General features: G+C 63.5%; 21 protein-coding genes and 1 pseudogene. 7 read left to right on the top strand and 15 right to left on the bottom strand.

Going from position 1 to position 20,161, the window contains the following annotated elements; all coding sequences use genetic code 11:
• Nucleotides 1-92: 92 nt before the first annotated feature.
• Nucleotides 93-332: a hypothetical protein gene (locus BKG76_RS11580; RefSeq protein WP_407937658.1), complete on the top strand. Its 240-nt coding sequence runs from the start codon at nt 93-95 to the stop codon at nt 330-332.
• Between the two features lie 7 nt (nt 333-339).
• Here BKG76_RS11580 and BKG76_RS11585 read toward each other — a convergent pair whose 3' ends face one another.
• From BKG76_RS11585 to BKG76_RS11615, 7 genes are all read right to left on the bottom strand, one after another.
• Nucleotides 340-1,368 carry an amidohydrolase family protein gene (locus BKG76_RS11585; protein WP_070937765.1) on the bottom strand — a complete coding sequence of 343 codons (1,029 nt, stop codon included), beginning with the start codon at nt 1,366-1,368 and terminating at the stop codon, nt 340-342.
• A gap of 56 nt (nt 1,369-1,424) precedes the next feature.
• Nucleotides 1,425-2,090 (bottom strand): YoaK family protein, encoded by a 666-nt coding sequence (locus tag BKG76_RS11590; RefSeq protein ID WP_070937766.1) that lies wholly within the window; start codon nt 2,088-2,090, stop codon nt 1,425-1,427.
• A gap of 27 nt (nt 2,091-2,117) precedes the next feature.
• Nucleotides 2,118-5,069, bottom strand: a complete 2,952-nt coding sequence (locus BKG76_RS11595) for an MMPL/RND family transporter (RefSeq protein WP_070939152.1) — start codon at nt 5,067-5,069, stop codon at nt 2,118-2,120.
• Nucleotides 5,066-5,527, bottom strand: coding sequence for an MmpS family transport accessory protein (locus tag BKG76_RS11600; protein ID WP_070937767.1), 462 nt, complete (start codon nt 5,525-5,527; stop codon nt 5,066-5,068). Before BKG76_RS11600 ends, BKG76_RS11595 begins: the two co-directional genes overlap by 4 nt.
• 247 nt (nt 5,528-5,774) lie before the next feature.
• Nucleotides 5,775-6,608, bottom strand: coding sequence for an SDR family NAD(P)-dependent oxidoreductase (locus BKG76_RS11605; protein WP_070937768.1), 834 nt, complete (start codon nt 6,606-6,608; stop codon nt 5,775-5,777).
• Nucleotides 6,609-6,727: 119 nt separating this feature from the next.
• Nucleotides 6,728-8,230, bottom strand: coding sequence for a PPE domain-containing protein (locus BKG76_RS11610; RefSeq protein ID WP_070937769.1), 1,503 nt, complete (start codon nt 8,228-8,230; stop codon nt 6,728-6,730).
• A gap of 275 nt (nt 8,231-8,505) precedes the next feature.
• Complete coding sequence (locus BKG76_RS11615) at nt 8,506-9,303, bottom strand: DUF1906 domain-containing protein (RefSeq protein ID WP_070937770.1); 798 nt, start codon at nt 9,301-9,303, stop codon at nt 8,506-8,508.
• Between the two features lie 75 nt (nt 9,304-9,378).
• Between BKG76_RS11615 and BKG76_RS11620 the strand changes: the two genes are divergently transcribed.
• A complete protein-coding gene (locus tag BKG76_RS11620) occupies nt 9,379-11,037 on the top strand; it encodes an ABC-F family ATP-binding cassette domain-containing protein (protein ID WP_070937771.1) in 1,659 nt (552 codons plus the stop codon).
• A 23-nt stretch (nt 11,038-11,060) separates the two neighbouring features.
• Here BKG76_RS11620 and BKG76_RS11625 read toward each other — a convergent pair whose 3' ends face one another.
• Together BKG76_RS11625 and BKG76_RS11630 are read right to left on the bottom strand one after the other, a co-directional pair.
• Nucleotides 11,061-12,089 carry a fused (3R)-hydroxyacyl-ACP dehydratase subunits HadA/HadB gene (locus BKG76_RS11625; protein ID WP_070939153.1) on the bottom strand — a complete coding sequence of 343 codons (1,029 nt, stop codon included), beginning with the start codon at nt 12,087-12,089 and terminating at the stop codon, nt 11,061-11,063.
• A gap of 108 nt (nt 12,090-12,197) precedes the next feature.
• Nucleotides 12,198-12,865: pseudogene (locus BKG76_RS11630) on the bottom strand (glutamate synthase-related protein); the annotation flags it as partial.
• Between BKG76_RS11630 and BKG76_RS25150 the strand changes: the two are divergent.
• The 3 genes from BKG76_RS25150 to BKG76_RS11645 all read left to right on the top strand — a co-directional run bounded on the left by BKG76_RS25150 (nt 12,788) and on the right by BKG76_RS11645 (nt 14,310).
• A complete protein-coding gene (locus BKG76_RS25150; RefSeq protein ID WP_165611509.1) occupies nt 12,788-12,946 on the top strand; it encodes a hypothetical protein in 159 nt (52 codons plus the stop codon). The pseudogene BKG76_RS11630 and the gene BKG76_RS25150 sit on opposite strands and share 78 nt — an antisense overlap.
• Nucleotides 12,947-13,096: 150 nt before the next feature.
• Nucleotides 13,097-13,306 carry a hypothetical protein gene (locus tag BKG76_RS11640; protein WP_070937774.1) on the top strand — a complete coding sequence of 70 codons (210 nt, stop codon included), beginning with the start codon at nt 13,097-13,099 and terminating at the stop codon, nt 13,304-13,306.
• A gap of 47 nt (nt 13,307-13,353) precedes the next feature.
• Nucleotides 13,354-14,310 (top strand): glycoside hydrolase family 6 protein, encoded by a 957-nt coding sequence (locus BKG76_RS11645; protein WP_191988852.1) that lies wholly within the window; start codon nt 13,354-13,356, stop codon nt 14,308-14,310.
• An 8-nt stretch (nt 14,311-14,318) separates the two neighbouring features.
• On the opposite strand, the gene BKG76_RS11650 is transcribed toward BKG76_RS11645, so the two are convergent.
• The 3 genes from BKG76_RS11650 to BKG76_RS11660 are packed head-to-tail and all read right to left on the bottom strand — an operon-like array spanning nt 14,319 to nt 16,132.
• Nucleotides 14,319-15,068, bottom strand: coding sequence for an enoyl-CoA hydratase-related protein (locus BKG76_RS11650; RefSeq protein ID WP_070937776.1), 750 nt, complete (start codon nt 15,066-15,068; stop codon nt 14,319-14,321).
• A 45-nt stretch (nt 15,069-15,113) separates the two neighbouring features.
• Nucleotides 15,114-15,506 (bottom strand): PPOX class F420-dependent oxidoreductase, encoded by a 393-nt coding sequence (locus BKG76_RS11655; RefSeq protein ID WP_070937777.1) that lies wholly within the window; start codon nt 15,504-15,506, stop codon nt 15,114-15,116.
• An 11-nt stretch (nt 15,507-15,517) separates the two neighbouring features.
• Nucleotides 15,518-16,132, bottom strand: coding sequence for a class I SAM-dependent methyltransferase (locus BKG76_RS11660; protein WP_070937778.1), 615 nt, complete (start codon nt 16,130-16,132; stop codon nt 15,518-15,520).
• Nucleotides 16,133-16,211: 79 nt separating this feature from the next.
• Here BKG76_RS11660 and BKG76_RS11665 point away from each other — a divergent pair, with 79 nt between their 5' ends.
• Both BKG76_RS11665 and BKG76_RS11670 read left to right on the top strand, forming a co-directional pair.
• Nucleotides 16,212-16,784 carry a TetR/AcrR family transcriptional regulator gene (locus tag BKG76_RS11665; protein WP_070937779.1) on the top strand — a complete coding sequence of 191 codons (573 nt, stop codon included), beginning with the start codon at nt 16,212-16,214 and terminating at the stop codon, nt 16,782-16,784.
• A 202-nt stretch (nt 16,785-16,986) separates the two neighbouring features.
• Nucleotides 16,987-17,781, top strand: a complete 795-nt coding sequence (locus tag BKG76_RS11670; protein ID WP_070939154.1) for a L,D-transpeptidase — start codon at nt 16,987-16,989, stop codon at nt 17,779-17,781.
• Nucleotides 17,782-17,904: 123 nt separating this feature from the next.
• Here BKG76_RS11670 and BKG76_RS25155 read toward each other — a convergent pair whose 3' ends face one another.
• From BKG76_RS25155 to BKG76_RS11685, 3 genes are all read right to left on the bottom strand, one after another.
• Entirely contained in the window at nt 17,905-18,348 is a 444-nt protein-coding gene (locus BKG76_RS25155) for a hypothetical protein (RefSeq protein ID WP_070937780.1), read from the bottom strand.
• Between the two features lie 464 nt (nt 18,349-18,812).
• On the bottom strand, nt 18,813-19,472 hold the full coding sequence (locus BKG76_RS11680) for a biliverdin-producing heme oxygenase (protein ID WP_070937781.1): 660 nt from the start codon (nt 19,470-19,472) through the stop codon (nt 18,813-18,815).
• 98 nt (nt 19,473-19,570) lie between these two features.
• A complete protein-coding gene (locus BKG76_RS11685; RefSeq protein WP_070937782.1) occupies nt 19,571-20,137 on the bottom strand; it encodes a TetR/AcrR family transcriptional regulator in 567 nt (188 codons plus the stop codon).
• Nucleotides 20,138-20,161: the final 24 nt, after the last annotated feature.

Here is a 20,161-nt window from a genome sequence, read left to right on the forward strand (position 1 = left end):
ATCTGTGAGAGGAGTGGGCCATGGGTCTTCCGTCGAGGCGCGCCTGGTTGGCGGCGGCAGTGATTGCCCCTGCGTTTATCGCTGTTGGTGGGATGGGGCTGGGGCCAAGCTTGGATCATCCGGTCAGTCCAACACGAGTTGTATTGGCCAGCAATGACTCCGGGCCCAACAACCCGGATTCGGACATCAGTGGGCCATATGACTCGGACAAGACCAACATTGCTCCGAAGGCGCCGAGCAGCGGTACCGGAATGGAATGCGAAGACCAGGGTGTCGGCTGCGATCACGACCAGAGTGGATCGGTGTTGTCGTCAGATAACGACGAGGTGTAACAGCGGCTCACCGTGACGCCATCAGACGTGCGATGCCGCGCATCACCGTGCGCCGCGCGGTGTTCCGTAGGGTTCCCGCCAGCGACTGCGGGACACTAGCGGGCGCGCTGCCCAGCCGTGGGAACAACGCCAGCGCATTGCCGTGATCGATGGCGGCGCGGGTTGAGGCATCGAGCGGGTAGTTCTCCAAGCCCGCGGCGAACAGCTGCGAGGCCGGCAGCGGTGCGAACGGCCAATCCGACCCGAACAGCACGTGGCCGGGGTCGGCGAAGGCCAGCAGGGACGGCAGCGCGGCCGGGCTGGAAGACAGCGCGGTATCGAAATAGAAGCCCGCGAAGTCCTCAAGGCAGTCGGTGGGACTCGCGCCGGTGTCGCTGGTAATGGAGACGGCCATGCGGTGGCTGGCGTACGGCACGAATCCACCGGCGTGGCTGAGGATGAATCTGATGTTGGGATACTTTCTGCGAATACCATTGCGTACCAAAAGATATGCCGCACGCGTGGTGTCCAGGAGGAAGTCGGCGGCAAAGGGCAATACGCCATCGACGGCGGGGCCGGGTAGGTCGGCGGGGTGGATGAATACGACAGCTGAACGGGCATCGAGAACGGCGAACAGATCGTCTTGTCCGTCCTGACCGAGGTACACACCGTCGTTGTTGGCCAGCAGTACCACCCCGTCGGCATGTAGAACATCCAGTGCGCGAACGGTTTCGGCTGTCGCGGCGTCGACGTGCGGCAGGGGGACGGTGGCGAAGAATCCGAACCGATCGGGGTTCTCGGCGACCACGGCCGCGGTGTAGTCGTTGAGGTCCCGGGCGAGTGCCGCGGCATCGGTGGCAGCGGGCAAGAAGGCGGTGCCCGGGGTGGACACCGACAGTATCGCTGTGGCTACGTTCAGTGCGGTCATCGTCTCAAGAGATGCTTCGGGGCTCCAGTCGGGCAGTGCCCGCCCGCCGGCCTCGTCAATACCTGCCTTCCGTAGTACTTCGCGATACATGGTGGGGATGCAGTGGTGATGGGTGTCGATGCGCGCCATGGTGATATCCCTCGGTCGTCAGGTACGCCGGGCCGGGTCAGCGCCGGCACAGCACATCAATCCGCCTCTTTCGGAGGATCTACGACAAGCATGACCAACATAAGGGCCGCGAGTGCAGCCGCCACCCAGCTGGCACGCACACCCCACGAGTGGGTGGCGAAGGCGCCGGCCACCGCGCCCCCGGCGAAGGAGCTGATCAGGGCTCCGTAGATGCGTGCGGCCCGCCACGGATCCGTGCCGCGGTGTGTCAACGCGTCGTAGACCTGTTGCACGAATCGCATCAGATTCCCCGTAGTGGCGGCGGGCATGTACGTCAGGTCTCCGACGGTGCGGAACAGCCCGATCTGAACTGCCCCCAGGAATGCCACAGGCACCGTGATGCAGGCCTGTGGGGCCGTCTCCGGCAGGAACCCGATCACGGTGAGTGCCGCGATCTGGGCACCCACTGCCCAGCGCAAGGGATACCGCAGCCGTGCGTGTCCGGCCTCGATACGCGCCGCTACCGCGATGCCGAGCATGAAGGCGGGAATCGGCCAGACATGTGCCAAGGCGTCCGGCCAATCTCGCGCGGCTGCGTCGACGGCGAACAACACCATGTTGCCGGTCTGCGTGATCGCGAAGGTACCGCCGCGCGCCAGATAGGTGTACGCGTCGATGAACCCGCTGCCAAGAGTGAGAACTAGTGCGAAACGTAAGGTGCGCGTGGGCCCGAACTCGTCCATCTGGTTAGGCCTACTGTGCCCGATCGATCACGCTGGGGTGCCGGCCTTCTCGTCTGATCGCGGTCCGGGGCCCGGCTGATCTCGGAACCGAGCAGGCTCGCGAGTGGGTAGTTTTTGCGGCCACCAGAACCATGGTCCGAGGATTCTGGCCAGTGGCATCACCAGGAACAGCCGGACGATCATCATGTCGAAGATCAGGCCGATGCAGATGGTAGATCCGGCCTGCCCGATGTTGACCACGTCGCTGGAGAGCATGGCCAGCATGGTGCCGGCCAACACGAAGGCCGCGGTGACGGCCACGTTCCCCGAACCCGCGATGGTGCGGATCAGGCCGGTGCGGATACCTGCGGAGAGTTCTTCGCGGTATCGGGAGAGCAGCAGCAGGTTGTAGTCACAGCCGACACCCACCAACACGATGAACGCGATGGGCAGTGTGAGCCAGTGTAATTCAATGCCGATGAGTGTTTCCCAGATGAAGGCGGCCAGTCCCAGGGAGCCCAGGAAGGAGAGCACCACAGTGATCAAGACAATCACCGAGCCGGCCAGGGTTCGGGTGATGGCCATGACGATCAGGAACACCAGCCCGAATGTCGCCAGCATCATGGTGAGGATGTCGTTCTTCGAGAAGGCTTGCACATCGCGGTAATTCGAGGAGGCGCCGGCCATCATCAGCTGGGCTCCCGATAGTGAGGTGCCCTTGATGGCTTCATGCGCGGCGGTTTCGGCGCGCTGGATCTGATCGATGCCTTCCGGGCTCATGGCCTCGCCCTGGTGGTAGATCAGGATCCGGGCACCCTTGCCGTCGGGGGTCATCATGAATTTCAGTCCAACCTGAAAGTCGTTGGTTTTGAATGAATCCGGCGGCATGAAGAAGAAATCGTCGTTCTTGGCGTTATCGAAGGCCTGCCCCATGTCCACCATCGGATTAATCATAGGTTCGAGCTGGGCAATGGTGGCGTGGAAGAGGCTTTGCATGGTGAGCGTCAACTGCTGCATGACGGCCATGTTCTGCACCGTCGCGTTGAGTTGGGTGATCATCTGCGGGGTGGCCGCATCGACCATGCTCAGCCCATCAACCATCGGGCCCAGTTGTGAGGTCGCTTCATCGATGTTGTCGATCGATTCGTTCAGTGAGCGCATGGCCCAGCAGATGGGAATATCGAAACAGTGTGGCTCCCAATACATGTAGTTGCGCAGTGGCCGGAAGAAGTCGTCGAAGTTGGCCAGATTGTCGCGGGTCTTGTCCATCGCGGCCTTCAAACCCCTTGACGCTTCTACGGACATCTGTGTGCCCGCGGAAAGCTGGCCGGTTATCTCGGCCATCTTCTTGGTCGAGGTCATCATGTCGCCCATGCGCGCGGCCATGGTGTCGATATCGGCCACGCGGTCCTTCAAGAATCCGAGGTTCTGGCCGATCTTGGTGCCCATCGACCCCATCGCATAAGGAAGCGAGGCATGTTCCAGCGGCCGTCCGTTCGGGCGGGTAATGCTCTGCACCATCGAAATACCCGGCGTACGAACAATATTCTTGGCGACGCGATCCAGGCTGATCATGTCGGTGGTGTTACGCATATCGTGATCGGCCTTGATGTACAGCGTGTCGATGGACAGCTGGCTCGGCTGGAAATGCCGGTCCGCGGCGTCGTACCCCCGCGACGATTCCACACTCTTCGGCGCGTAGTCGCGATCGTTGTAGCTCACCGTGTAGTTGGCCAGGTTCGCGATGCACAGCGGAATCACCAGCGCCGCAACGGCGATCATCGCTCCGGGCCATTTGGCGATGACGGTGCCCAGCTTGCGCCAGGCGGGGCTGGTCTTGGCCGGCGCGGATAGCCACGGGACCCGGCTGCCCAGGGTCAGCAGGGCCGGACCCAGGGTCAGGGCTGCGATGACGGCGACGACCATCGCCACGAAACATGGCGGGCCCAGAGTGCGGAAGTAGTCGAGCGTGGTGAGGCTAAGGCACAGGCACGCACCGGATATCGCAATACCGGACCCGATGACGACGTGCGCGACGCTGCGCACCGAGGTGTAGTACGCCGACTCCCGATCCTCTCCGGCGCGTCGCGCTTCCTGGAAACGGCCGAGATAGAAGATGCCGTAGTCGGTGGCCACACCCAGGACAAGGGATACGGCCATGTTCATCGCGAACGACGAGATCCCGATGATGTGATTTTCGACCAGCAGCGAGACCACGCCGCGCGCGGTGGCCAACGTAATCAACACGCCGACAAGAGGAATGATCGCCCGGGTGAACGATCGGTAGGCGATGAGCAGCATGATGATGATCACCACGATGGTGACGATCGTCAGGGTGACCATGCTCTCGTCGGCGGCGTTGAGGGTGTCCGAGGCCAACGGCGCGGGACCGCTGACGTAGACCCTGAGGCCGTCGGGTTTTTCTTTGTCGAGTTTTTCCACGATGCCGCGGATGGCTTTGATCGACCTGTTGGAGTCGGCATCACCGAGATCGCCTGCGGGCCGCACGGTCAGTGTTGCGGCGTGCGCGTCTGCGCTCTGCTGGCCTGACCTCGTGACCGGGTCACCCCACAGATTCATGAGCGACTGCACGTGCTCTTTGTCATCGAGCAGTCCGCGCACCATTTTGTTGTAGTACTGGTGGTCCTGCTCGCCGAGCGCGCGGCCCTGGGTCTCCAGCAGGACGACGGCCATGCTGGTGTAGTCGGACTCCTTGAAGTCCTGACCCTGGGTGATGGCAGCCGCCGATGATGGTGCGTCCCGGGGGATCATGGCCTTGGCGTTGGCCGCGGTGGTTTCTTCCAGGGTGGGCACGAAGATGTTCAGCACGGCAGCGGCGATGACCCAGAAAATCACTACCGGAATCGCCAGCACCCGAAGCAACCGTGCGGGTGCGGGGTGCTTCTGCGCCTCTTGCCTCACCGCGCGTTGGGTAGGTACCGGCACCGGGCCGGTGTCCTCGTCGTCACCGGGCGGTGGCGGCTGTTGACTCGACGTCATGCTGCCGTCACCGTGCACGCGACCGCGGCGCTGGGATGATTCACGACCTGTTCGTCTCGAACTTCACCATTGACCCGAATGCGACACCCCAATGAGTTGCCGTCCACCTGAGCGACCAGGCTCAGCGAGGCCGCCGACGACATCGTGGTTTCAGAGACCGACCACGGCAGCGACGTCAGCACGACGTCGACAGGTTCGCTGTTGAGGTTGGCGTAGGACACTTTTCCGCTATTGCCGAGGTTGCCGAATACTTCGTAGGTGACATTCTTGGGATTGATCTGCACAACTGTGGCGGGGATTGGGTGCGTGTCCGGCGGGTGGCTGATCGCGTGCGATTTCTCCCGAATGCGATTCACCCCAAAACCGACGACCACGATGACAATGAGCGCCACCAAGGGCATCCACAATTTGCCAAGTATTCGGCCGGCCTGGCCTTTTGACCGTTTGCGTCGGTTCATCGTAGGGGCCGTGTCGCAAGGGCGGGATGGATAACGAACACGAAATCCCCTTCTCGCTCGGGCGGCGCGTGAGGCAATTGAAACACGCCTGCAGCCTGATTGCCTGCGAAGTTCCCGAATAGAGCGTTAAATAGTCGAGAACACGACGGATAGTCGTCCGGCGTGAGCGTGATCTATTGTGCACCAATGGTTTCGAAGCGTTATTCGGCACCGTTGCTTTACGCGAAATAGTGCCGCACGGGTCGGCCTACGTAATCGAGGCGATGGTGCTATCCGAGGCTGTAGGGGACAACAGATCGATTGCGGGCAGCAATGCGCGTAACACGGCGGGATTGACCTCTACCGGTTGATGGGTTATCGCCCGCAGGATCCAGCGGCCGGCCTCGTGGGCCGACAATGCTGCAGCGTCATCGTATTCAGTTGTGGGGGCGATCATTTCGGTGCGGACCAGCGGGAAATGCACGTTGGTCGCGTGCACGTGGGGGTGCGGCCGCTCGGCGTTGAGACTGCGTCCGAAGATGGCCAGCGCGCTCTTTGAGGCGGCGTATGCGGAGAACCGCGGAAACGTGTTGGCATGCAGGGCCCATGTGCAGACGTTGACGAACTGGCCCCGTTCGCGCTCGATCATTCCGGGCAACAACCCCAGACTCAGCTGCACGGCCGCGAAGTAGTTCAGCGCCATGGTCCGCTGGTAATCGTGCAGCCGGCCGGACGCATCGACAATGCGACGACGGATCGAATGCCCGGCATTATTGACCAACACATCCACGTCTTGGTCGGTGAGATCCTGCAGCAGTCGGGCGATTTCGTCCTCGCTGGACAGGTCGCAGGTGCGCCACTCGCAGCCGGTCTCTGCCGCGAGTTTTTGCAGCTCGTCCGCACGGCGGGCCACGCCGATGACTCGGGCCCCCCGAGCACGCAGCTGTGTGACACTCTCTCGGCCGATCCCGGCGGAGGCTCCGGTGACCACAACCGTGAGCTCGCTGACATCACGGCCCGGGCCGGAAAGCACGGAGTCGACTCGGTCGGGGAGCAGCGTGCGGCGCTGGGCGAACTCTTGGACAGTACGGCGAACGGACACGGGATCCCTCTCAAGTCTGTGCTAGCCACGTCGATACCGATATGACTACGCGGTCATATTAGTGGATCGACGGGTCAAGCTGTCGCGGGGGAGACTCGTCCGGGCCCTAGCGTGACGAGCTAGCGGGCCCCGTGGTCGTCGTCGGCGGCGTCCCAGGTTCCCGGCAGCATCGGGACAGTCCGGTTCTCCTGCACATCCCCGCTGAGGGTGGACAGGCCGGCGGCCTCGATGGTCGGTGATGTTGGGTGGACGCCGGCAAAGCCGAGCCGTCCGTTGCCAGTGGTAGACGCGGTGACAGAGACGGAATCGTCAGGGCCGGAGGGGATGTTGTCGTCCATGGTGGCGTACTCGTGGCGATAGCCGCGGTCCTCGATGGTCCTGCGACGTCGCCTGCGGCTCTTGGCCATTCCGGGGTTGCAGGCCAGTGCGGCAGCGGCGGCGACGGCACTGCTCGGGGCGTGTGCCGTGGCGCCGGTGCTCTGACCCATGGTTGGTCCGAACCCGAATCCGGGACCGTCGCCTCGAACGGCGTAACCCAGGCCTTCGGCACCGGCGGGCGGTGGCGTGGGCGCCGGGGCAGAGCCGGGCGTCACCGTGGATGTAGAACTCGGGGTGGGTGCGGCGCTGCTCGCCGGGGCCGCCGGCGCACCGCCCATCGCGACCGCGTGCGGCTGGTCAATGCGCGCGGGGGCAGCCTCGGCCGGCACATCGGCCGGCGGCACCTCGGGCATCTGGGACAGTCCGGCCAGGGTGATGGCGAGGGGGAGCGTTATCCCTGCCGCGGGGCCTAAGACTGCCGCGTAGAGAGGCGTTCCCATCACGCCGAATGTTGCGGCGTAGGCGAATACGAAGAACAGCGGCTGCCAGGTAACCAAGGCTGCCGCCGGGTTGGTGGAGAAGTCGATGATGATCCGGACAATCGTGCCGACGGGGTCGGTGATCAGTCCCTTGAGCGCGCGATACATGCCCAGGAAGTGTTGCGAGTTCTTCAGCAACATCTCGATGGGGTCGTTCGGATCGGGCACGATCGGTGGTGGCTTCGTTGCGTCCTGGGCCGCGGCCCGTGCGACCGTACGATTCTCCGGCGCGAGCACCGGTGGCGCGAGAGTCGTTGGGGGCGCAGACGATAACGAGGTCTCGGAGACGGCCTGATAAGTGCTCATCACGGTGGCGGCCTGTATCCACATCCGGATGTAGTCGGCTTCGTTGAGGGCGATGGGAATGGTGTTGATACCAAAGAAATTGGTGCCCACCAGCGCGCCGTGCGTCGCGTGGTTCGCGGCGAGTTCGACCAGGGTGGGCATGGTGGCCAGTGCTTCGCTATAGGCCGTTGCCGCGGTCTCGGTCTGGGCGGCCACCCCGGCGCTGACGGCGCTGGTCTGCTGCAGCCAACTCAGGTAGGGCACATGTGCGCCCTGGTATTGCTCGGCGCTCGGTCCGTTCCAGGTGCCGGCCCGCACCGTACCGAGTGTGGAGGTGAGTTCGTTTGCTGCCGAGGAGTATTCAGTGCTCAGTGAGCGCCAGGCCTCTGCCGCCGCGAAGAGCGATCCGGGGCCGGGGCCGCTGCTGAGCAAGGCCGAATGCACTTCAGGAGGAGCTGCCATCCACAGCGGGGCCGTCATGATTCGTTGCCCGCCTCGACCATCGAATCGACTGTGCGGGAATCAATTTCGTTAGTCATCATTGACCGGTTTCCAGGACCACGGACGGGCTACCTGGCGTCTCCTCTCCAGTGCTCGCCGACCGCGCCATGAAATCGGGTCAGCCAACGTAGGTTAGCGTAACCTTCTTTCAAATTGTGAGGTCCCTGTGAGGGCGCTTTTGATCTAGTTGCGGTACTCGAGCCGGATTCCTCTGAGGCTGGCGCGCTGGCGGGCCGGAACTGCGCCCTTGTGCGTCACCGAGGCAAAGACCACTGTCCGAAATCAGTTGCTAGAACATCGTCGACGTCAACGTGTACGTCGTCGATGAGCGGCCCGGGATTGGCCTCGGTGTTGACCGCGGTTTGATACAGGACCGCTGCCGGCTCACGCACCCCAGCCGACCATGCCCGCGTCTGCCAGGCCCACCGATATCCGGCCGTCGTCGAATGCCCGATCACATCGTCGCTGATCGCCCAAGCACAGGCCCGCGCGTGCCCGTAGATACCGGTGCGACGAACGCCCAGTACCGAATTGATACCCCGGAACCATTGGACCGCCAGCGTCTTCCAGGCCTTCTCGTCGATGTCCTCGTCGACACTGAAGAAGATCGGCGCGGACGTCGGACCGCCGGCGGCGCCGTGCAGACGTAGCGCGGTCTGCGCATCGGCAACGCCGCCGTCGTAGCCGCGGGTGAAGTCCGAGGGGGTTGGCCACCCCGGCTTGCCGTATTGGTAGCAGCTCACGACGTGCAGCCCGGCCGCGCGTAGTCCGTCGGTGTATTCACGGGTGACGGGTTTGAAGTCAAAGGTCGCACCCGGCCGCAGCTCGGATACGTAGACGAGAGCACCGGCGTAACCTGCCGCTTTGATCTGATCCGGAGTGACCAGCCGCTCGGTGAAATCGATCAGCCGCAGTCCCTCCGCCGAGGCGCGCGGCGCGGTGAGAATCGGAAGACCCAAGAGCAGTGGCGCTGCCAAGGCGTATCGGAGCACGACACGTCGCGATACGAAGGATGTTGCACCGTGCTGATCGGACGCCGACGAGTCGTGCACGGCGTGATGCTAACAAGGCTCAAGGCTCCGGTGTGCGTGGATTCCATCGCCCCGCGGTGATGGGACGATGGACCGATGACGGCAACGCTTGTCGCGAAGAATGTGGCTGGGGGTTTCGCCCATCGCACCCTCTTCGAGGGGCTCGATGTGACCGTCGCCCCGGGCGATGTGATCGGAGTCGTGGGCGCCAACGGCGCCGGCAAGAGCACACTGTTGCGGATCCTCGCCGGAGATCTTGAACCGCTCGAGGGCACCGTCAGTGCCGCCCCGGCGGACGCGTTCATCGGGTGGCTGCCGCAGGAGCATGAGCGCATCCCGGGGGAGACGGTGGCCGCCTACATCGCGCGCCGTACCGGATGTGTCGAGGCGACGCTGGCCATGGAAGCGGCGGCCGCGGCGTTGGCCGACCAAGCTCAAGACTCCTCGGATCCGGCCGACGCGTACTCCGCCGCGTTTGATCGCTGGCTCGCCTCGGGCGCAGCCGATCTCGAGGAGCGGTTGCCCACGGTGCTGGCCGATCTGGGCCTCGGCACGGAAGCGGTGCGACCGGAGACGACCCTGATGACTTCCTTGTCGGGTGGGCAGGCGGCACGCGTCGGATTGGCGGCCCTGGTGTTATCGCGGTTCGACATCGTTCTGCTCGATGAGCCGACCAACGATCTTGACCTCGACGGGCTTGCCCGGCTGGAGGATTTTGTGCGGGATCTTCGCGGTGGCGTGGTGTTGGTGAGTCACGACCGTGAGTTCTTGGCGCGCAGTGTCACTCATGTTCTCGAACTGGATCTGGCTCAGAACATCACCACGGTTTTCGGGGGCGGATACGAGAGCTATCTGGAGGAGCGTGCGGTCGCGCGTCGGCACCGGCGCGAACAATACGAAGAGTTCGCGGAGAAAAAGGCCGACCTGGTGGCACGTGCCCGCACACAGCGGGAATGGTCAAGCCAGGGTGTGCGCAACGCGATCCGCAAGGCTCCGGACAACGACAAGATCCGGCGTCGCGCGTCCTCTGAGTCCAGCGAGAAACAGGCACAGAAGGTGCGTCAGATGGAAAGCCGGATCGCCCGCCTCGAGGAAGTTGTCGAACCCCGTAAGGAATGGACGCTCGAATTCACCATCGGCGCCGCGCCCCGGTCCAGTTCGGTGGTCGCGACTCTGGAGAATGTCGTTGTGCGGCAAGGCGATTTCAGTCTCGGGCCGGTATCGCTTCAGGTTGCCGCCGGAGAACGGATCGGTATCACGGGCCCCAATGGGGCTGGAAAGTCGACATTGCTGCGGCTACTGCTGGGGCGTCAGCAGCCCGATCAGGGGCGGGTGAGTCTGGGCGCCAACGTCGCAGTCGGCGAGATCGACCAAGCGCGTGCCGATTTCACCGGTGCCGACCGGCTGGTCGATCGTTTCGAGCAGCGGGTGCCGTCTTGGTCGACAGCCGATGTGCGGACCTTGCTCGCAAAGTTCGGGCTGCGTGCCGACCATGTGGAACGGACGGTAGATCAGCTCTCGCCCGGTGAGCGCACCCGTGCGGGACTCGCGCTGCTACAGGCTTGTGGCACCAATGTGTTGGTTCTCGATGAGCCGACGAACCATCTGGATCTGCCCGCCATCGAGCAGCTTGAGGAGGCTCTGGAGACGTATGACGGCGCGCTGCTGCTGGTGACACATGACCGTCGAATGCTGCAGAACGTTCGGTTGGACCGTTCCTGGATGGTCGACAACGGCCGTGTTGTGGAGCTCTAACGGAAGAGCTCGGGCCTGTCAGATCAGCCGAAGCGGACGTTCATCGTCGCGAGGCCGAAGATCTTCTTACCGTTGGACTTCGCGGTGACAATGAGGACGCCGGTGCGAGTTTCCGGATCCAGCGATTTGATCTTGCCGCCGAACTCGATGTCCGCGCCCTCGGCGGCCGAGACGATCGCGGGTGCGGAAAGCCGCACCGCGTAGCGGGTGACCGCGCCGGGATCGCCCGACCACGCGGAGAGGAATCCGGCACCGAGCCCCATGGTGAGCATTCCGTGTGCGATCACGTCGGGCAGGCCGGCCAGCTTGGCGATCTCCTCATCCCAGTGAATGGGGTTGGCATCGCCGGCCACGCCGGCGTAGTTGACCAGATCGCCCCGGGACAGTCGGGTGTGATGCACCGGTAGTTCGTCGCCCACCTTCACCTCGTCGAATGACGGCGTTCCCGGGGTGCGGGCGGTGTCCCCGGCGATCCGAACCTCTCCCTCGGGTCGCACCGTCTTCACGTAGCTGTCCTCGGATGTGCCGATTCCGGAGAAGTCGACATCGTGCATCATCGCCTTCTGCACGGCGGCCATCGTTCCGGGATGGATCTCGTCGGCGGTGACACCGACAACCGTGGTGTGCAGGGTGTGCACCCGCTCGCCGGCGAGGTCGGTGAAGGTGTTGGTCACCGTAATCAGGTCTCGGCCGGCTACTCGGCGCACAGACGTCAGTTCCACGTCGATGTGCAGCTCGTCACCAGCGACGATCGGGCGGTGCTGTTCGAAGACTTCTTCGGTCTGCAGGTAGGTGTCGTACCCGACCACCACCGACTCGAACATGCGCCGGTTGCACGCCATGGCCGGGGTAGAGGTGAACGTCAGCGGCGCCACCAGTCCCGAATAACCCAGCTCCGCGGCGGCGGCGACCTCCCAGTGCGCGGGGTGATAGTCCTGCACGGCACGGGCGTACTCGCGCACCTTTTCGCGGCCAACCAGGTAAGGGCCGTCCATTTGGTAGTAGTGGCCAACTCGCGCTTCCAGAGCCGACGCGTCTACTGGTGCAGTCATGAATGTGTCCAACTTTTCTATCGACATGTTCGCTGATGTCGACCAGAGCACATTAGCGCGCCAGCTCTGTGGTTATGGACGCTGTTGCCGGCTGCCTCCGGGTACTCGTCAGAGGGGGGCGGGAACGAGGTTGCTGTCGCTTCCCTTCATCAACGCGATGATCGCTGCCCGGTCCGCTGCCGAGGGCAGGCCCCAGTCGGCCCGATATCCGTAGACCTCGCGTGGCGGTGTCTTGGAACCGACACCTTCGAGGATGTCCAGGTCGTCGGTGGTGATCAGACCCGGGTGTTCTACACCGCAGGTCTCCGACACCTTGTGCAGATCGCGATGCAGTGTCTTGATGTAGTTGGCGGCCCGCTCGGATTTCAGCGTCGGATCGAGTCCCCTTGTCAACCAGGAATTTTGAGTGGCTATACCCGTCGGGCAGGTGTCGGTGTGGCATTTCTGGGACTGGATGCACCCGATCGACAGCTCGAGCGCGAAGGCGACCACCGCGTTGTCCGGCAGCCCCAACGTGCCCGAGCCGATGAATGTCACCGCATCGGTGATGCCCGCGGCGGCAAAGCGCTAGTACACCTCCGCGAATCGATCTGGAAGGGGTAGGCCACCGATTCGCTGAAAATCAGTGGCGCTGCTCTGGTGCCGCCCTCTCCGCCATCGACTGTGATGAAGTCGACGCCGCGCACCCCGGAGGCCATATGCGCGACCAGCTGATCCCAGAAGTCCATGTTGCCGACCGCGGACTTGATGCCGACCGGCAGGCCGGTCTCGGCGGCGGGCCGCACATCGGCGAACGTCCGATGCTTGATGAACCCATCGGCGGGATTATCGAGATCACATTCCGTCGTGCTGGTTGAGTCGTAAACTCGAAGTCAGACCGTTGACCACCGACTCCCGCGCACGCCGCTGTCGAGAAATCGTTGGCAGGGGTTGTGCCCACGGAAAGAAGGGAGGGCACCACGGTGACTGTTATTAGAGGAATCGTCGCAGGGGCCTTTGCAATAGCAATGGCAAGCACTTATCAGGTCGCGACGCCCACGGCGCAGGAGATGCCGCAGATCCGCGTCATGTGCGAGCAAGAAAACGCCATCGGTGATTGCGTACAGGACCCGCCTGGCGTACAGAACGGTGGAGACGGCTGCGTACTCATCAATGACTGGGGTGCATGTGAAGACCAGCAGGAAGTCGATGACCCCGCGCACACCATGCTGAGGTAACGCCAGCGCGACTGGCGATCATGGACGACGGCCGCTAGTTTTCTGAGGTGATTTCCTCAGCTGTTGGTGCTGTAGTGCGATGGATCGCCCCCTGCCTGGCCGCGATGTGCCTGGGCGTGCTGGTGGGCCCGGTGGCCAAGGCCGACAACCCGCTGGATGGTCAGGGGTTCTACGTCAACCCGAACTCGGCGGCCATGCGGGCCGCGCAGGGTGCGGGGAGCCCCGAGCTGACCACCATCGCCAACACGCCGCAGGCGTACTGGATGGATAACGTCTCGTCCCCGAGCGTGGATGCCAAATACATCAGCGCGGCGCAAGCCTCTGGTGCCACACCGGTTTTGGCGCTCTACGCGATCCCACACCGCGACTGTGGCAGCTTTGCCGCCGGTGGCTTCGGGTCGGCCGATGCGTATAAAGGCTGGATCGACGGTGTCGCGTCCGCGGTGGGCTCCGGTCCGGCGGTGATCATCTTGGAGCCGGACGCCCTGGCCATGGCCGACTGCCTGTCGGCGGACCAGCGCCAGGAACGGTTCGGTTTGATGCGTTACGCCGTCGACACGCTGACTCGTAATCCGGCCACCGCCCTGTACGTCGACGGCGGTCACTCGCGCTGGGTGAGCGCCGACACCATGGCCGCCAGGCTCAACGACGTCGGCGTGAGCAAGGCGCGAGGCTTCAGCCTCAACACCGCGAACTTCTTCACCACCGATGAGGAGATCGGTTACGGCGACGCGATTTCGGGAATGACCAACGGCGCGCACTACGTGATCGATACCTCGCGTAACGGTGCCGGCCCCACCGCTGACGCGCTCTACTGGTGCAACCCCAGCGGTCGTGCATTGGGCACTCCGCCGACCACGGCCACCGGCAACCCGAACGTCGATGCCTACCTGTGGGTCAAGCGTCCCGGTGAATCCGACGGCTCCTGTGATCGTGGGGACCCGCGGGCGGGCACCTTCGTCAACCAGTACGCGATCGACCTCGCGCGTAACGCGGCTCATTAGGAACCGGGCTATTTGCCCTTCCACTCAGGTGGACGTCGTCCGAAGAACGCTGAGATTCCTTCGGCCATATCCGCGGATCGCAGCACTGCCGCCAATGCGGTCTCGGTGTCGCGCCAGCCTGCGGTGTCGGCGTCGCTGAACGCCTTGTGTGTCGCCAACAGGCTCTCTTGCACGGACACAGGCGAATTGAGCACTATCCGCTGAGCAAGTGCTATCGCGGATGTCAGAGCTGCGCCGTCATCGGCCACCTCGTTCACCAAACCGAGCTGGTAGGCGCGATCAGCCGATATCGGCTCGCCGGTGAGGAGTATCTGCCGCGCGATGTTCAGCGGCAGTGCGCGCTGTGCGCGAAATAGTCCGCCACAGGTGGCAATGACCCCACGGCGGGCCTCCGGGAGCCCAAAGGTCGCCGACGCCGACGCCACCACCAGGTCGCAGGCGAGCACGATCTCCATTCCGCCGCCGAGGGCCATCCCCTCGACGGCGGCAATCAATGGCTTGCGGCGCGATCGCCGGATCACCCCGTACTCCCCGCCGCGTTCGGTGCGTGGGCCGGAGGACTCGGCGAGATCGGTACCCGCACAGAATCCCTCGCGGTAGCCGGTGAGTATCGCCACCCACAGGTCGTCATTGTCTTCGAACTCGTTCAGAGCGGCGTCCAGCGCCAGAGTCATCTCGGGGTTGATGGCGTTGCGCTTCTCTGGCCGGTTCAGCTGGATAACGCAGATCCGGTCGTGCTTCTCGATCGTCACAGGCATACCGCAGAGCATGGCCGATGGCGTGCGGCACGTACATGGAGCGGTCTAGACGTGTCGGGCGCGTGTGTCCGGGTGGTCGATTCCCCACGAGATGATCCGGTGCGGTGTGATGCGGATGATGTCGCCGCTCAGCCCGCCGTCGGTGCTGCCGTGGCCCGACAGCACCTCCGCGGTCCCACGGACCTCCACGCCGTGCGCTCGCGGAGGTTTCACCGAGACCACTTCATCGACGATGAAGGCCACCCGCGGATTACCGATCACATTGCGCCACTTCTGGGTTGACGCCAAGGCGTGACCGACGATCTCGATTGTCGCGCCGTCCGCACCGAGATGTACGCCGACCGGCCTGATCTGCGGATCGCCGTCCGGCCCGACGGTGCACAGGCGGCCGATGGGCTGTTGGCGCAGGAATTCCTGTTCGTTGGGGGTGAAGGTCATACCCGGGCGGCTCAGACCTTGCGAGCCGTCACGAGATATCCGGGCAGCTGCACGCTTGCCTGCCCAGTGCCTGCCTGCAGACGCGCGGGGCGGATGCTCTCGATGTGCCAGTGCTTCGAGACGACATCGCGCACGTGGTCTTCGGAGAACTGGGTGGGCGCCGGCCCGTCGTGATCCGGGAAGGCGCCGGTACCGAACGCCAGAATGTAAAACGAGGCGCCGGGCGCGGCCGCGCGATGTACGGACTGTAGGTATCCGTCCCGTAGTGCCGCGGGTAGTGCATGTAGCAGGCCGCTGTCGAAGATGGTGGAGAATCGGCCGTCGTAGCCCGTGAACGAGCTGATATCGGCTTGTTGGAACGTCACGGTGTGCAGACCACGTTCGGCGGCTGCGGCGGTGGCGGCCTCGACCGCGGTGGGGGTGAGATCGATCCCGACGACGGTGTGTCCGCGCGCGGCCAGGGCCAGTGCCAGTTCGGCGTATCCACAGCCGGCGTCGAGCACCTCGCCGCGTACGACGCCGTCCTGGTCGATGAGTGCGGTGAATTCGGGCTGGGGTTCACCGATGTTCCACGCAGGCTGGTCCTCTTCGCGGTAGGCGCCGTCCCAGTCGATTACCTGTGTCATTCTTCTGTCCCTTCGTATCGATGCTCTCGACCACAATAACTCAACGTGTGTCTACTTTTATTCCTGCGAGGATGTCCTTATGTCTTCACCTGCACCCGAGCGCAAGGGACAGCGGACCCGACAACGCATCCTGTCGGCGGCCCGGCAGGTGTTCGCCGAGGTCGGGTACGAGAAGGCCACGATTCGGGGGATCGCGGCCACGGCCGACGTGGACAAGTCGTCGGTCATCCAGTACTTCGGGAGCAAGAGCAACCTTTTTCGCGAGGCTGTCCATTGGCGAATCCCGGTAGATGACCTCACCGTGGAGGACCCTGCGGAAACAGCGGAGAACTACCTACGCGGCTTGCTTTCCGGATGGGCAGCCGAGCCGGACGGCCCCATGGCCGTGCTGCTGCGCAACAGCATGACCAGCGAGGATGCCCTGAAGTTGTTGCGCGAGCAGGTAACCGACCATGCGGTGAGCTCCGTGGCAGCCACCATCGACCAGCCCGACGCGCGGCTGCGAGCGGCATTGTTGAGCGCCGTGTTGATGGGTATCGCAAGCCAGCGTTACCTCCTGCAGATGCCTGATCTGGCGGCCGCCAGCGACGACGAGATTGTCGCGTTGATGGCCCCGTTGTTGACCGTCCTCATTTCTGGGGAAAACCCCTGATGAGGCCCCATAATTTGGGGTCTTCGCGAGATCAGTTAGCGGGCCCGGTCGGCCGACTTTTTCGTTATCAAAACGTGGGGAACGCGTTACCGAAACAGTAAGCGCGCCCGCTACTTCGGGTGTTGACGCGTACTTACGATCACATCGTTCATGACGAAGTAGTCATCCCAGAGGGGTCGGGCCGATGAGGGCAGTTCTTCACATAGTTGTGGCGGTATCTGTTGTTGGCGCGACACTCGCCGGGCATGCTGTCGACGTCGAGACGACAGCAGTCAGCCTGCCGATTGATCTGAGCGTCAGATCGATTGCGCCAGCGCCAGATAAGCCGGTAGGTATCGCGCACCCCGTGGTGGTGACATTCAATGGTCCCGTCGCCGACCGGCACGCCGCCGAGCGCGCGCTGGGAATCACGTCGACGCCTTCCATGACGGGTAAGTACGAATGGCTCGATAACAACGTCGTGCAATGGATTCCAGACCGATTCTGGCCCTCACACAGCACCGTGAAGCTGATGGTCGGTGGCAAGCCCGCGGAGATTTCGACGGGTCCGGCCCTCATCGGCATCGCGAGCATTTCGCGGCACACGTTTACCGTGTCCTATGAAGGAGTGTGGCGGAACCCTGCGGAGGACGCGGGATTGCCTGCGCCCCATCATCTTCCCCGGATGGGCGAGGAGGGGGTCTTCCCTGCCTCAATGGGCCGGCCGGAGTATCCAACCCCGCTGGGGACCTACTCGGTCCTGGGGAAGGAACGCTCGGTGTTGATGGATTCCAGCAGTGTCGGCATTCCCGTCTCAGCTCCCGACGGATACAAGATCGACGTGGAGAATGCCGTACGTTTCACCAACCGAGGACTCTTTGTGCACTCGGCTCCGTGGGCCGTGCCGGCGATGGGCTACGAGAATGTGAGCCACGGTTGCATCAGTCTGGCTCCGGCGGCCGCCGAGTGGTACTTCAACAACGTCAACGTCGGCGACCCGGTGGTTGTGCAGGAGTAACAGCACGCCCCGTGAGACCTGCTGAGGCACAGATCATTTAGTAGATACGCAACTCCTGACATAGCAATGATGCCGAGGCTCCTTTCGGGAGCCTCGGCATCGTCCGTGAATGGGATCTGGCGGTCAGTAGCCTTCCGGGCCGGCCGGAATCGGTACGCCCGGTGTCGGACCGCCCGGCACCGTAGAAGCGACGGGTACGCCCTTGCCGCCGACAGGCCCCGCGGCTATTCCACCGTCGAGGGGTGCTGCCGCCGGTACGACTGCGGGTGCGGCCGGAACCACTGGCGCCGCAGGGACAATCGGTGCGGCAGGCACGACGGGTGCGGCAGGCACGACGGGTGCCGCGACAGGCCCCGGCAGAATCGGCACGCCGGCCACCGGTCCTGGTCCGGCGGCGGGTCCACCGATCAGCGCACCCTTGCCGGAGGCGCCGGCACCGTCCTCTATGGAGTACTGCCCGCCGATTACCGGGGCTGCGGTCGCGTAGGGGCTCAGCACTACGGCGGCCACGCCAAATCCCGCACCGGCAATTACTTGAATAACTACTCGATCGAAGTTGATCGCCACCGACCCGACTCCCTAGCTTGTGCGTGTAAATCACGCGGTTGAAATTCTCTGGTTGAACTTTATAGCGCTCCGGAAATTGGGTCCAGACGAGATCTGGCAGGTTATGAAGCTGATATGGAAAAGGGGCTGCGTCCGTGACTTAAGGAGTTTTGGGCCTCCGGCGCACTTATCGCATTCTTATTGTTAACTGCCAGCTCAGAGGGGAATTCTGGTTACGACTGATCGCTTGTTTCGGTGATACGCAACCGTGATGGGAACGTGCTCATACCGAGCTTCTCGTGACGTACGAATCGGGTCTCGCGTATCGAGAAAAGCCCCTTATGCGCAATAAATGCGGTCAAGAAAGTACGCTTAAGTAAAGAGACGTAATAAGAACTGCATATGTAAATTATTGGCCGGAATTATGTATTGTCCATTACTCAAATTTGCGCGGCGAATGCGTCGAGGCCAGCGCGGCGATCCACTCAGCGCCGGTACGCGCTCAGGTTGGCCGTCAGTTCGTCGAAAATTGCCTGGTTGAGACCGAATGCGACCTTGACCTCGTCAACGATCCGCGCCCGTTCCTGCGCATTAAGCCCCAGCTCATCCAGGCGGGCGCGGTATGCGTCTTTGTAGGGCTTCGGCCGCATCGGGAAGTCGTAGAACGACAACCCAGCCCCGCCGAGGCCGAACGCGCGGTCGAGCATGCGGCCGATGGCCTGTCCTCCGGAGAGGTCGCCCAAGTACCGGACGTAATGGTGCGCCAACAGAGCCCCGCTCCAGTCGGAGCCGGCTACGCGATCCTGATAGGCCTGCGCTGCAGCAGAATTCACCTGCCGGGACGTGCCGGGTGCCCAGTGTTCCAAGTCTGCGTTGAGCGCGTCATGCCGCTCCAATACCGGGTCGTAGACCGCCGCGACCAGGGGGTCGTCGCGATGTGTCCGCACGGCGTCTTCGATGGCGGTGTAGACCACCTGTAGTCGCAGCAGATAGTCGATGTAGCCGTCGCCGTTGACCTTGCCGGCGAGCAATTCGGAGAGGAACGGCGATTGTTCGGCGGCATCGTGTTCGGCGCGCGAACCATCACGCATCGCCAGCGAGAGCGATGCGGCGGCGTCGGGAACCGTGGGAGAGCTGAGGGTCATGTCGCGGACTTCCTGACCTCGAGTTTTATGTGACAACTTGTCAAGATCATGTTGACAAGATGTCAGAAACCTAGCACGACTGCTCGGGGAAGTGGGGCCTACGGGGTTACGCCCAAGGCGCGCAGCACGAAACGTTCAATCGCGGCGACCGGCAGATGCCGCGGCGCCAGGCACGCGTGGATCAGGGAAACCGTCGCGGCCTGGTCCTCGACGACGAAAGCCCCGGCAGCCACCCCCTCCGCCAGGATCTCGAGCAGCACTTCCTCGACGGCGACCACATGCTCCCGGATCGCCACCGCGGCGTCCCGGGACAATGCGCCATACAGCTGGTTGCCCAACCCCATGTGGAACTGCTGGCCGGTTTCAAGCTGGTGCCGGATGTAGATACTCAACCGTTGTGCCGGATCGCTGACATCGGCCAGTGCGGCGCGCAAACCTTCGAGGTAGCGGCTCGTCTCATGTGAGGCGAATTCGACGATGACGGCTTCTTTGTCGGCGAAGTGGTGGTAGATCGCCGTGCGCCCGATCCCCGCGGCCGTGGCCAGCTTCGCCATGGTGATGGCATCGAAGCTCTGCTCAGACATCAGATGGGCGAACGCCTCGAAGACCCGACGGTGCACCTGCTCGCGGTGCTCTTCCACGGAAGAGGCGCTGATCCTGGGCACGCCGCGACTCTAGCCCGGCGGGCT

Source organism: Mycobacteroides franklinii (assembly GCF_001853795.1).
GTDB classification, from domain to species: domain Bacteria; phylum Actinomycetota; class Actinomycetes; order Mycobacteriales; family Mycobacteriaceae; genus Mycobacterium; species Mycobacterium franklinii.